This is a genomic window from Salisediminibacterium beveridgei (assembly GCF_001721685.1).
GTDB classification, from domain to species: domain Bacteria; phylum Bacillota; class Bacilli; order Bacillales; family Salisediminibacteriaceae; genus Salisediminibacterium; species Salisediminibacterium beveridgei.
Genome location: NZ_CP012502.1, coordinates 350,184 through 363,681, shown reverse-complemented (window position 1 = coordinate 363,681; position 13,498 = coordinate 350,184). Strand labels below are relative to the sequence as shown.

At 48.0% G+C, this 13,498-nt stretch carries 11 protein-coding genes; 3 read left to right on the top strand and 8 right to left on the bottom strand.

Features of this window, described 5'->3' with window-relative positions:
- Window positions 1-112 precede the first annotated feature (112 nt).
- Entirely contained in the window at window positions 113-2,167 is a 2,055-nt protein-coding gene (locus BBEV_RS01640; RefSeq protein ID WP_069363872.1) for a molybdopterin-dependent oxidoreductase, read from the top strand.
- 264 nt (window positions 2,168-2,431) lie between these two features.
- Here BBEV_RS01640 and BBEV_RS01635 read toward each other — a convergent pair whose 3' ends face one another.
- The 7 genes from BBEV_RS01635 to BBEV_RS01610 all read right to left on the bottom strand — a co-directional run bounded on the left by BBEV_RS01635 (window position 2,432) and on the right by BBEV_RS01610 (window position 9,621).
- Window positions 2,432-3,406 carry a nuclease-related domain-containing protein gene (locus tag BBEV_RS01635; protein ID WP_069363871.1) on the bottom strand — a complete coding sequence of 325 codons (975 nt, stop codon included), beginning with the start codon at window positions 3,404-3,406 and terminating at the stop codon, window positions 2,432-2,434.
- A 352-nt stretch (window positions 3,407-3,758) separates the two neighbouring features.
- On the bottom strand, window positions 3,759-5,168 hold the full coding sequence (locus BBEV_RS01630) for a hypothetical protein (protein WP_232318249.1): 1,410 nt from the start codon (window positions 5,166-5,168) through the stop codon (window positions 3,759-3,761).
- 234 nt (window positions 5,169-5,402) lie between these two features.
- Window positions 5,403-5,564, bottom strand: coding sequence for a hypothetical protein (locus tag BBEV_RS17310; protein ID WP_157100896.1), 162 nt, complete (start codon window positions 5,562-5,564; stop codon window positions 5,403-5,405).
- A gap of 76 nt (window positions 5,565-5,640) precedes the next feature.
- Window positions 5,641-6,423 carry a zinc ribbon domain-containing protein gene (locus BBEV_RS01625; RefSeq protein ID WP_198155043.1) on the bottom strand — a complete coding sequence of 261 codons (783 nt, stop codon included), beginning with the start codon at window positions 6,421-6,423 and terminating at the stop codon, window positions 5,641-5,643.
- A gap of 30 nt (window positions 6,424-6,453) precedes the next feature.
- Complete coding sequence (locus BBEV_RS01620) at window positions 6,454-8,271, bottom strand: TcaA second domain-containing protein (protein ID WP_069363869.1); 1,818 nt, start codon at window positions 8,269-8,271, stop codon at window positions 6,454-6,456.
- A gap of 840 nt (window positions 8,272-9,111) precedes the next feature.
- Complete coding sequence (locus tag BBEV_RS01615) at window positions 9,112-9,396, bottom strand: hypothetical protein (protein WP_069363868.1); 285 nt, start codon at window positions 9,394-9,396, stop codon at window positions 9,112-9,114.
- Window positions 9,397-9,621 carry a helix-turn-helix transcriptional regulator gene (locus BBEV_RS01610; protein WP_069363867.1) on the bottom strand — a complete coding sequence of 75 codons (225 nt, stop codon included), beginning with the start codon at window positions 9,619-9,621 and terminating at the stop codon, window positions 9,397-9,399. It lies immediately after the preceding gene.
- Window positions 9,622-9,997: 376 nt separating this feature from the next.
- Between BBEV_RS01610 and BBEV_RS01605 the strand changes: the two genes are divergently transcribed.
- Both BBEV_RS01605 and BBEV_RS17525 read left to right on the top strand, forming a co-directional pair.
- Window positions 9,998-10,585, top strand: a complete 588-nt coding sequence (locus BBEV_RS01605; protein WP_069363866.1) for a hypothetical protein — start codon at window positions 9,998-10,000, stop codon at window positions 10,583-10,585.
- Window positions 10,586-10,789: 204 nt separating this feature from the next.
- Window positions 10,790-12,796, top strand: coding sequence for a LuxR C-terminal-related transcriptional regulator (locus tag BBEV_RS17525; protein WP_069363865.1), 2,007 nt, complete (start codon window positions 10,790-10,792; stop codon window positions 12,794-12,796).
- Window positions 12,797-12,935: 139 nt separating this feature from the next.
- Here BBEV_RS17525 and BBEV_RS01595 read toward each other — a convergent pair whose 3' ends face one another.
- Window positions 12,936-13,358, bottom strand: a complete 423-nt coding sequence (locus BBEV_RS01595; RefSeq protein ID WP_069363864.1) for a DUF4870 domain-containing protein — start codon at window positions 13,356-13,358, stop codon at window positions 12,936-12,938.
- Window positions 13,359-13,498 lie beyond the last annotated feature (140 nt).

Here is a 13,498-nt window from a genome sequence, read left to right as displayed (position 1 = left end):
CAATTGTGTGAACGCGATCTTTTCCTGATATTGTTATTATATACTAGAAGAAAAGCTGTGACCGTTGATTTTCATTACAATACAGTGACAACATTCGAAAGGTGGGATTGTCATGCAGCTGAAACGGCACGTCTGTCCAAGAAACTGCTTCAGTACCTGCAGTATGATTTCCTATGTGGAAAATGGCCAGTTGCAGAAAGTGACCGGTGATCCCGAAAACCCGTATACCAATGGGCGCATTTGTGCCAAAGGACTGTCCTATGTGGATCATGTCTACCATAAAGACCGACTGAAATACCCGATGTATCAAAAAAACAAAGGGAGTGGCCGGTTTGAACGCATTTCCTGGGAATCGGCGTATGACATGATTGTTGACAACTGGCTCGCCATCGATCAACAATACGGTTCATTACTTCCTGTCGGCCTCTACAAATACACCGGCGACTTATCCGCTGGCCACTATGCTCCTGAAGAGTTTTTCTCAAGCATGGGGCCCACGACGCGGATCGTTGGCTCTCCTTGTGCCGCAGCGGGATTTGATGCTGCATATTACGATTTCGGTATCGGATGCTCTTCCGATCCTGAACAGATGGAAGAAGCAGAACTGATTGTAATTTGGGGTGCCAATCCTGCAGTCACTTCGATTCACAGCATCCGCTTTTTAGAGAACGCAAGGAAAAATGGTGCACTGGTTGTCGTGATCGATCCGGTTCTGACAAAGACCGCCGAACTGGCAGACTTCTATCTGCAGATCAATCCTGGAACAGATGGCATATTCGCTAATGCGTTGACATCTTATCTGATCGATCAAGATCTGCATGACGAAGTCTATTTGAACCGCCACAGTCATGGATTCGATGCGTTTAAAAACGAACTCAAAGGCATCGATCACGGAATTCTACTTCAGCAAACCGGCCTGCAAGAAGAAGCGGTCTCTTTCATGAAAACACTCCTGACTTCTTCTTCAAAGATCTTTCACTGGATCGGCCTCGGTTTTCAGCGACATACTAACGGCGGACAAATGGTTCGGACCGTCAACGCATTAGGTGCGGTTCAAGGCTTGATCGGAAAACCCGGCTCCGGCGTTCATTACGCGCATGCAGATACGTGGATCTTCGAAAATCAGACCGCCTTCTTCAAAGAACATTTGGAAAAAAACAATCGCATCCTGCCGCTCACACACTGGATCGACCTCGGAGGAACCGTTCTCGATCCGCCGCTCGAAAGCCTGTGGATCAGCTGCCGGAATCCGTTAATCCAGGATCCGCAACCCGGTCAAATCCGAGAGCATTTGAAACACATCCCCTTCGTTGTCACGGCAGATTTGTTCATGACCGAAACAGCGAAATGGTCAAATCTGGTGCTCCCCGTCACCAGTTTTTTTGAAGAAGAGGACATTGCCACAAGTTACTGGCACCGGGGATTTGCATATAATGAACAGGCGATTGAACCCTATCACGAGAGCAAATCCGATTATACGATCATGAAAGAACTCGCTCGCCGGATCGACCATCGCTTTCATTCCCCTTCCGCCTTTCCGACTGATCTGACGAAGCGTGAATACTTGAATCGGCAATGGAACGACAACGTCCGTCGGCAATTCGGGTTTTCCGATGTCCACGAAGCTGTCGGGCAAATCCGTTACCCGGAGAGCGCCCTGATCAGCTGGAAGAACCATGATTACTTAACGCCGTCCGGAAAATTTGAATTTTATTCGGATCGGGCACAAAACAATGGCCTCCCCGCCCTTCCGATTCATAAACAGCAGGTTGTTCGGACAGACCCTGACTCGTTGCAACTTTTCACGACCCATGATTCGCGGGGATTGAATTCTCAGTTTAAAGGTAGCCGTACGATTCCGGAACGTGCGACGGCTGTTCATATTCATGCTGAAGCTGCAGCGGCAAGGGAAATTTCTGACGGTGAACTGGTCCGTGTTTTCAATGAGAACGCCTCACTGACCATGAAAGCCAAGGTGACAAGTCTTGTGCACCCTAGCGTTGCCCTCATTTATCAAGGCAGCGCCACGTCGACTGATGAGGCAGTGAATCAGCTAGTCAGCGTCAAGGATTCAGATATGGGGGAACACGTTTCCGGATCCAAAAGCATCGCTTATTATGACAGTTTCGTCAACATTAAGCCCAAGCAAAACCATGCGCCCCGCTGAGCAGCTGCAGGCGCATGGTTGTTGTATGAGTATTATACAGGATGTAAGACGCGCTCGGATTTTTAGGAAGTTGCGCGGATTTCTCCGGATGTGCTGAGATTTTCCGAATGGTGCTCACATTGAACGGCACTTGCTGACATCGTCGGTCGGTTGCTCGGATCCTGGCGGACATGCGCGGATCCGGCGGGAGTTGCTCACACATCAGCCTGGTTGCGCGGATCCGGCGGGAGTTGCTCACACATCAGCCTGGTTGCGCGGATCCGATCAGGTCAGATTCAGATACAGCGGCCGGAGGTCATAGTGAATAACCCGGGCATTGTTTTTAGTCCGGGGCAGCCCGGTTTTTTCAAGCGTGCGGTAGATGATGTGCCGGTCTCGTTCCTGAAGAAACGCCTTTGCTTCCCGGCAGCTGATAAACGGTGCAGTCGTCAACGCAAAATCGGTCAATGCGGATGTCGCAGCCAGCTGCCGGGTTTTAGCGCAATCGCCGCAGTACCAGCCCGTCGCCCGCTTATGCAGGATATATTCGCCGCACCGCGGACAATATACGCCCGGATTCACTTTTGCATGATAGGATTGATATTTCCCGAATTGATAATGAGGATGCTGCGGACGATGATGTTTCACAAGCAGACGGCCCAGCTCTTTTATTTCTGCCGCATCCATGACGTCCGGTTGCCCATGCGACTGATGGAGCATGGCGTCGATCACGTCCCATCTCCTGACAAAACCCGTTGCCGATGCTGCATCCAGCTCCATGTGGTCATTGGTGAAGACGAGCAGCTGAAACACAGGCGGCGATGCTATCCGGTTCGCTGTGAACCAGTTACGGAATTTACGCCCGGCTGTCGACATCTGACCGAAAGGATCTTTCATCGTCCGGGATTGACCGTCTTTCAGCTGGATCATCTGGCAATTGACCGTGTCGAGACGGACAACGCCTGACAGATGCTTCACTTCCAGGAGAAATACCCCTTTTCGGGTCAATGCCAACGTATCGATCTGTACATGATTTGCCCCGACGGCCAACCGCAAATCCTGGATGATCCGGCTGTCAGGGAAGTCGAAGGACAAGCCTTCCAAAACATAATCGAGCTCTTTTTCACCAGTGAACCCGGCCAGAAATTGAGCAAGCTGCTCTTTCAGAAAAGGCTCCTGGGACAAAGCATGCGGCAGTCGCCGCTGTAAGGCTTTGATGATATGGATATCAAGCGGCTGATTTCGGGGTTTTACAATCATGGGGCACCTGCTTTCGGCTGATTTATCAGATCGTTTGTTCTGATTATAAGCCATCATGAGCTGCAGGTGAGCGGTTTGACTGTTCGTTCTGAAAATGGACAAGTTCTGTTCTTGTCCGGGGGGTTACATGAGTACATATGTTCGTTTTCCGTTGTGCGCGGATCGATCCGGAAGTTGCGCGGCTGCTGCACGACATGTGCGGATCGACGAGAAATTGCTCACATCCCCGTTGACGTGCTCACACATTTACCGACGTGCGCGGATTCCTGCGATGTTGCTCACATCCAGCGGGGCTTGCTGACATCACCCGGCAGTTGCTCGGATCGGACCCGACATGGACGGATCCGTCACCCTACAACAGCATCAACCCGATCAAGACACCGACGCTCCCGCAAAGAATCGCAAATGGCATGTTCCTCAGCGTGATCCGGTAAGGGTTCTGCCGGGTGTTCATCGATGTCATCGTCACCGTAACCCCGTAGGTGCCGACCGTCGCCGTCGCAAGGGCACCCATGATCAGCACCATCCCGATACTCATCGGGTTAATGATCGAGAACAGCGGCTGCAGGATTTCACCCAGGATCGCAATCGTCGCAATCGGGTGCACCCCGATCATGCTCAGTGCAAGATACGTATACTGCACCAGGAGAAGGATCAATACGGGCGTCCCGCTCACCGCATAAAAGGGTTCCTGAATGACAGCAAGGAACGGCGTAGCATTCAGGCTTTCAGAAAACAGGGCCAAAGACAGAAACAGTACGACAAAGTTTTGCAGGCGGTTCGTCCGGCCTTTCCACGTGCCCCAGCCAATGGCGAGAAACGAGCGAATCCGCCCCATCACCCAGGCCCATAAAAATGAAAATGGCAGGATCACAAGCGTCACGGACAAGATAAAGTCCAGGTCAAACACATTCCCGACCGTGACGACACTCGCGAGAAATACCGTCAATGCCAGCATCAGCTGGGCAATTTTCCAGGCCATCTGCGCCCGGTTGATGGTGATGGTCTTCTCCTCACCATCCTGAATGTTCGCGACACCCTTAAAGGTCTGGTAGTTCCACGACCAGTCGATCACCAACAGCGTCACGGATGCGAGAAACAGCCAAGGCAAGTATGCGAGATAGCTCACCCCCGTTGTATCCACCGTAATCGCCACCATGATCTCCATCGGACTCCAAAGCAGCGCCAGCGTGAACGCCCGTAGCGTCACCCGGCTGATAAACGAATCCGTCAGCTGCTTTTTGAATCCCTTCAGGCTGTCTTTCAGTACGTCCTGAGACAGTGACAGGGCCGACAGATTGATAAATACCCCAAGGAAATACGTCGTAAAGGAACTTCTCGCGTACATTTTCCCGAGGTTGTCCACATTGACTTTCATCAGATCATTGATCCGCCGGTCAAACCGCCCCGAACGAACGACGCTGTTCATCCACGGCAGCACCGTGAGAAATGATAACAGCGGCATCGTCGACGTCATCAGCAGTGGCAGCGACGTCAACGGCAGTCCGGAATAGAGGAACAACCCGAAGCCGGTGACGATAAAAATCCCTCCCAAGAGCCGAAACAGACGCGTCGCCCCGACGAAAGCGATCACCAGCATCGGCATCGCCAAGAGTCCGATCACATAATCCCCTGCCGTACTCCCGACAAACAGATTGATGATAAATAAGATAAACACAGGTGGAAACAAGATATATAATTTCGATTGCAGCTTCTCCATCATCAGAACTCCCTCACGTCCGGTTTTCATACATTCGTCCATTCTACCACTAATGAGCACCCGATCAATGACCGGGTGCTCGAATGATTCAAGGATTGATGCAGAGTTAACTTTCCATCACTAAAGTGACGGGCTTTTTTGGATGTCGTCGCTTTTGAACCCAACGAAGTGTAACAAGTGCAAAGTGGGGTGAAACCTAACCGAATGGTTGTTGATCCGCCGATTTCAGTTTTTCGACTACGCTCTCTGCTTTTTTATCAATGTCCGCTCCGCTTTTCACAAATAACTCGGATTCAGGTATTTACGGATTTCACAGTCATCATTTGTGGTCACTGCAAAAGCAGCCAGTCCTAAGTCAATGCCGCCCCTGTTTTTGGCGACGTCGTATCTTGCAGCCGCTCCGGCAAACAGATCAAATAGCAGAGTCGATAAGGCCAAACTGGAAGCCTGTTTTTAACGAGATTGAAAAATCTTCATGTTATATTCCTCTTCTACATTCTAGATCAGCGTGCCTTTAAAACATCATCAAATTCTGCATTTCGTTGATCAGTGATCCCAATATTGTTACAAATACGATGACAATCACGATGCTCGTACCGATCCCTGCAATGATTACACCATAAAAAGGATCAATCGCTTTCTCCGTTTTTCGTTCAACAGAAAAAATCACTGAAAAAATTGCAAGGGTTGACGTTGATATCGCGATCATCAAAAACAGAGATGATAAAAACCCGATTTGCATCAAACCGGTCAGCATGGCAGCCAGTGAAGCGGTCATAGGTAATGCCAAAAGCGATCCCATTCGATTGATCAGATTTCCAAAGGACACTTCACTCCTCATGATCTTAAACGTGATGAAAAACACGCCTGCCACCAGTAAAAATAAAATGATCCAGGCAATAAACACATTGGCCACCGTTGAGAAAAACGGAATATCCATGAACTCCCCTGCGGCCCCTTGCACATTGAAATAAATCGTCAACCCGATGGCCAGTGAGAACAGAACAATCGAAATCATACCGTTAATCATTGACCCGTCTGCCATTTGCCTGGCCTCAAAAAAAGGTGCTTTCAGCTGTTTTTTATAAACAGAAAAATAATGCTTGGATACGTCCTTGCTTTTTTGTACATATTCGTTTTCCGCGATCGACTGGGCTGTTGATGCTGCTCCGGATGACTGTCCGTAAGACGTTGCCGAGGCAGCTTTTCCTTTACTTTCTACAGAAGTCGGCTGCCCGCATTCTCCGCAAAATTTTGCCTCCTCAGGCATTTGAGCTCCACAGTTTGAACAAAACATAACCATCCACCTTTCCGAATATCATTAAATTTATTGTTCTTCACTCCATTGTTCATCGGTGCTTTCTAAATTGATCAACGACAATCCTTCCTCACCGTCACTGACGAGGTAGGTTGATTCAAATTCTGTCAAATGAGTCGTATCACCATTGTCAGTGTGGATATAATACCGATCCACAGTTATGATTTCCAACAGATCACCTTCTTGCTCCTCATAAGAAATTAAATCGCTCCCATTAAACTCCTGGGTGATTCCTTCCTGACGCGCGTAGTCAATATAATCTTGCACAGATTGTTCATAGTCATCGGCATCCTCATCAATAAACGCCGTCACATCATCGATGCTTTCACCATTGATCGCGGCAACGTGATGCTCGTGATAGTCATTGATCATGAATTCAAGCTGCTCTTCGAGATCTTCAGGATCCTCTCCTGTAACAGACAAGTCCAACGCATCGATCAATTCTTTGACTTTCGATTCACTATCATACTCAACCGTTTCCCATTCTTCCGGTGAGGAGACAGCATCAGCAATGGCATTTCGCTCTGCAATCCCCCATTCATCTGTCGACGAACTGTACGACAATTTCAATTCGAAAACATCTGGTTCATTACTTTCAAGATCGTCTTCTGAACCAGCCTCTCCTGTGACCCATTGTTCATAAAATGGAACAGCTATTTCCCAATCCCCATTGGTGTGCTCCATTAATTTCATATCCTCAGTCGAAAAACCGACCGTATCAATGACTTCGATTTCTGAGGTTTCTCTGGCGAATTCCAAATACCCTTCGTCCTTATACAAATCTGCGATGTCAGACATTGCGGATTCTGCTGTCTCATCATCAGGAGTAAACTGAAATTCAACCAGACCACTGTCAATCGACTGCTCATCAGCTAAATGATCTCCGAAAACGGTTTCGGCTTTTGCTCCAATCATCACTGAATCATCCATACGAACGGGGCCAATACTTCCTTCCCCTTCGATCATTACCCCGGTTTCATCACCGTTATGAATCAGTTCGATCTCATGTAATGCTGAAGTAACCATGAGCTCGCCTGTATCAAAATCAAAGGATTGAATATTCCGACTATTGTGATCGACAGCAGCCGTTTGTTTCAGCTCATCAAACACCGTGGACTTATGAATCGTCACGTCATATTCATCAAAATCATACTCCCCGAGTGACACCCGCTGCCTGTCCAACCTTTCCCATTCAACTTCTTCATCATCAACACGGATCTCCGCATCACCGGCAAAATGGATCACGAAATCTTCTGGCTTCATTGTGATCGCATATGCGTTAAAGAAGAGCCATTTGCTTCCGGTAATTTCTAAATCCACGGGCCCTTCCTCACTTCCGACAAACGCCTCCACTTCATCGGGTTCCTGAATATCTTCAACCGATTCAGCCAGTTGATATGCAATTTCCTCAAGTAAATAAGGTCCTTGATCAATATATTCCATGAAAAGTTCGGCCTGCTTGAGACTTACTTCCTCATAATCAGAAGCCGTGACCAACGTGTTTCTGACTTTCTCTGTATCACCTTCATCCAGACCCGTAATGAACGATTCCACTACCCCCATCGGATCTGACTGACTGCTGCCGATATAGTAAAAACTCCCTGAGGCTGCAGTAATGACCAGCACTGCTGTAAGTATGTACTTCTGTTTCTTGGACATCGGCAGTTTAGGAGCGCTGTTCCCTGGATTTTCTGAATCTGCTTTCGCTTCTCTTTCTTTTGGCGGACCTTCGTTTCCCTGATTAACATCAGGAACTTTTGCTCCACAATGGATACAAACGCGATGCTTGGGGTCTTTCTGTTTCCCACATTGACTGCAAAATTTCATGTAACTCCCCCTTCTATACGTCAACATAAATCCCATTTACTAGATATCTCATAATCATTGGGATTCATATTAACCATACAGAATCCAGATGGTCATACTTTTCACCCCCTGACTTCAGTAATGTGAGCATTATAGCATAATCTCATGTAAAATAAATAGTATTTATAGAATATAATTGTAAATTATCTAGTTGAATCCATAAATAGTTAGCCTCAAGAGGTTCCTATGAACTTCATCCAGACTATTCGTTTTTCATTTAATTCATAAAGAAAAGTTGGCTTCTTGCCAAGCTTACATGGCGAAAGCCTTCGTTGCACATACACTTCAACCCTTTAGCGAACGTAAACATTCCTATGAAGTATATATTAAAGGTTCCCCTGAACATCCGTTTACTTTTCTTTCATCCGGATTCGTGCTGGTTCATTCAGCATGAGTGTCTCCGTTAAAGTCTGTTTTTGATATGGAGATAGAACAAGTGATAGGCGACGAGTCCGAGGGAGGAGCACATTATGAAAAGTGCACGTTGGCCAAGGGCTTCATGCGACAAATAACCGCAGGAATAGAGGCAAGCGTCCGCCGATAGCTAGTGAAATCAACAACGAACGACAAAACAGCCAAATTCAAACCTATGAAATCGTCTTATGCACTTAGTTGAAGTCGAGTGGATGTATGATATGTTTCAGACCTCATTTCAGTGGAATTTTTTGTTTGATTCATGCATTATTCGATTTATCCTGATCAAACCAAACAGTCAGAGCAGGTTACACATCCGCTCTGACTGTTTGGTTTGGTTTAGTTTAACAATTGCTCTCAGGTTCTTGACTAATGTGCCCCATAGGTTCAATAGATCCGTCTGAAATAATAGATCAATATCGCGTGCAGGATCATAATACCGGAAATCAGATACCACACAGCCATGCGCCAGCCGTCACCATCCAGCGGCGTGATGAAATCCTCGACCAGCCGAATCAGGACCCAGCCTGCGATGAACATCGGAAAAACGATGGTATACGAACGGTTCAGTATTTTTTGCCCGCGCTCATCTTTCCCTTCTTCTCCAAATTGAAACCGGGACCAGAACACAAGGGCGATCACCAGAAAAACAAGAAACACATAGAATAACATTTACGATTCCTCCTTCATTTGATATTGAAAAACTTCCTGCAGATCCACTTCAAACAACAGGGCCAGTTCAAATGCCAGCTTCAGCGATGGGTTGTACTTGTTTTTTTCCAATGAAGCGATTGTCTGACGGCTGACGCCCACTTTCTCGGCCACATCTTTTTGCGAGTACCCGTGCTTTGCTCTCAGTACAGGCAGTTGATTTGTCATTTCGCCATGCTCGTTCATACATCATGCCCCCTTCTTTCTTAAACTGAGTGTAATCTATTTTTAACATAATGTAAAGTATTTTGGTCAATTAGTTAAAAATAAATGACACAATCCGCAGAAAAAACCGACCGTTGCCGAATCCCAATTTGGGGGTGCTCGGATAATCCATGACTTGCTAACATCCGGAGCGACTTGCGCGGATCTCACGCCATCCACTTTGGCCTTTCTCCTCCAATCGTATACTTCCGTATACTTACACTTTGATGCGCTTTTTTATATGCTGTAAACAACTATAAAACCTGCGAAGGTGGTGTTAACCAGACGGGTAGATCGTTCATGGTCGGAGAGGCACGGAGCAACAATGAAGGTGACTAAAACGAGGGAGTGAGAAACGATGAAATGGCTGATGTTTTTATTCTTAAGTACTCTGCTGTTAACCGGGTGTGGCTCATTTACATTTTCTGATGACGAGGATGGTGAAGTAAGCATCGATTTCTTCGGCTTGTTCAGTGGCGATTCGGAAGATGCCATTACCGTCACGGATAAGGATGGCTCAGAGCAGTCCATCGGGTTCGAACAGGACGATGATGGGTCCATCTCGGTATCCGGAACCGGTGACGACGGCGAAGAAACCTTCTCCTTCGGCGCAGGTGGCTCATCCGAACTGCATGAGGAGTTCCCGGATGACATCCCGTTTCCGGATACGGCTGAAATCTTCGGAACGCAGCGGGTGGCCGATAATGACGAAGTGATGCACACCGTGCAGTTCGTGTTCGAAGAAGATGCGAACGATGTGTTTGAGCTTTACAAAGATTATATACAGAGTCAAGGGTACGATAACGTTCAGGAAATGCAGGCCGATCACAATCTCAGTGTGCAAGGCGGCATGGAGGACAGCGACGAGGCCATGTCCTTAACCATTTCGAGCTACGATGATGAAGATGAAAACATGGCTGTACTGATTCTCATCTCCGGCAGATAACGATACCGCACCTGAACCCGCGCAAACCGCGCGGGTTTTTGTATGCGTTTGACACTCGTTTTGTTTAGTTGTATATTCATAGTAACAATTGTAATAATCGAAATATTCAGGTAATTGTAGTCTGATGTCACAAATCAGGACTTTAATCGCACTCCGGGTGAACTGGGTCAAATGTCATTTTCAGAAATGAGGTAAGAAAAGACGATGCAGAAGCACGAGGTAAACCAGAGGCCGCTGACGGAACCCGCCCCGATTGGCAGAGTTCAAGAATTCGAGGTGTTTGAGGCGTTTCGCCGCTGTGACGAGACGAGGATTTTGAACATGCACGGACAGGGGGGCATTGGGAAGACGTACTTGCTTCACGCGTTTGAACGGCGATCATTCCATTACGGCGACACGTTCATTCGCATGGACAGCCTGGACTTTACCCATACGCCGCAGGATTTCGTCCGGCATCTGAACCTGTTACTCGGCTCCTATATCGCACCGGTCAAGGAAGCGGACCCGTCGATGTTTGAAGTGAAACAGAAACTCACGGAACTTTCGCAGTCGACACAGGTGATCATTGCCATCGACAATTACGAGAAAATGGCTGAGATCGACCGGTGGTTTCGGCAGTTCTTCCTGACACATTCGGACCCTGCGGTGAAAGTGATCATCTCCGGACGGCTCCCGCTTCAGGGCGAATGGGTGGAGTTTCCGGTTTGGGCCGCAAAAATCCGGACGATGCCACTCCGGTTTTTCAACAGAGAAGAAATCACGGCGTTTCTCAAACAGCAAAACATCACCGAACAGAGCACGATCCACTCCTTGCATGATTTTACGGAAGGTCACCCCCTTGCCCTGACGCTCGCGGGCATGTCGGCCAAAGAAAACGGTGCACTGGGCAGCTATGTAAATGGCGACTCGATCCAACAGGTGCTTCTGACACTGACGAGGCGCTGGCTTGAAGAAGTGGAAAGTGATGCGCTCCTCGAACTGATCGAAGCGGCGGCGATGGTAAGGTACTTTAACCAGCACACGCTGTCTGAGATTCTTGAACGCAACGTGCCCTACCAGCAGTTCATCGCACTCACAAACCTGTCGTTCGTCCAACGGCTTAAAGAGCACTGGAGCATTCACGAGCTGATCCAGGACGCCATCAAAGTGGATCTGGTACAGCGCTCACCGGAACGGTACAATCGACTGAAACAGAAAGTGATCGGGTATTACAAAAAACGCCTGATCAAAACGAAACACCCCGACGATATCGCGATGTTTTTTTATCATATCGGGGATGAACTCATTCAGTCCGTTTTTTTTCATTCCAAACCCACATCCGGGCGTAAATTTTATCTCGAGCAGGTCGATGAGTACAACTTTGACGATGTCCTTCATTTTTACGAAAAAAAGAAAGACGATGTCAGCGTCAGTAAAGCACAGTTTTATAACCGCGTCTCCAACCAGACCTTTCGTTTTTTTGCGTCCTATGAGCATAACAAAACAGAGCTCGAGTTAATCGGCCCTGACTACATCCGGAAAATGGGGCTCGATTCCACCAAACTGTTACGGGATTATACCGGTCAGATCCACGCCATGTCGATCGTCGTCCCCGTTCACCACGGCACGATCCACGCGTTAACTGATGAACCGGTCTCAAGGGCCTATTTCAGACAGTTATCCAAGGCGGACTGGGACAACCTGAACCGTCCGAAAGATGACACAAAAGCCTACTTCATCCGCTTTCTGGACTATGTCGATCCTGGTGATCACGACGCACGCATCGCACTCATGTACGATTTACTGCCCCTGTTGTTAACCGGGGCCAAGATCATCGTTTCCTCGCCGCTGCCGTTTTTCCAGGCGCTCGTAAAGAGCTTCGGCTTCTCGGAAATCCCCGCCGCGCAGCACGACGATTTCGGTCCGGACAGCATATCCCGGACGTACGAACTCGATCTCGCCGCTGATCAGTTGGCAGAATACATGAGCAGTCTGACAGAAGACGTTACAGAAACGAACCACTACCGGCACGCCGCAGACTGCCTGCAGTTGACGGGGCGTGAAGGCGAGATCTTGACTTTGATTATGGAAGGATTCTCGAACAGCGCGATAGCAAAAAAACTGTTCGTCGCTGAGATCACCGTCAAAAAACACAACTCCAGAATTTTCGCCAAAGCCGGCGTGAAAAACCGCGCCCAACTGGTGAAGAAAGTCATGGAACAGTCTCAATAAGGACAGACACCTTCATTGCTCTTATCTTTTATTTTCTCTAGTCTATATAGCACAAACCTTCGTTGCACGGATACTTTCCCCATAACGTGCGAGAGAAAGAACTCTTTTCACCATACGAAAAGAGTTCTTTTTGCTGCAATTATGCAGACTGTCCGCCCTGATCCAGTTTCAGCAAATTGTATTTCCCAATCACCGGCAGCGGCTTTTCTTCCCCTTTAACCGCGTTCAAAATCCCCATGATCACGAGGATCATGACGGCGATCCAGGCAATGAAATACAATAACCCGCCGAGGAATAACCCGACCAGTGCGCCCAATACAGGGATGTTACCCAGGATCATGCTGGTGATCGTGGAAAAGATCGACAGGACGATAAAGCCGCCAATCCCCGCGATAAACAGCACCAGCCCTTGATTGGCATGATACTGGGCAAAGCGCGATTCTTTCGCAGCAAGGAGCGGGACCAAGACGAGAATCCCAAGGTAAGCCAGTACCGCCATCACCTTATTGTCTTCCGCATCACTCGATCCTGATTTCACTGTTGAACCCATATCGTCTGACATGAAACCACCTTCTTTCTTGAATATTCAGAATATTAGTACAACCCCACCTTAGCACAGACCCTTCCAATTCTAATAGTATACGGAAGTATATGATTGCACGTTTTGCCATGACATGCGCCACGCCCCCCACAAATACCGAA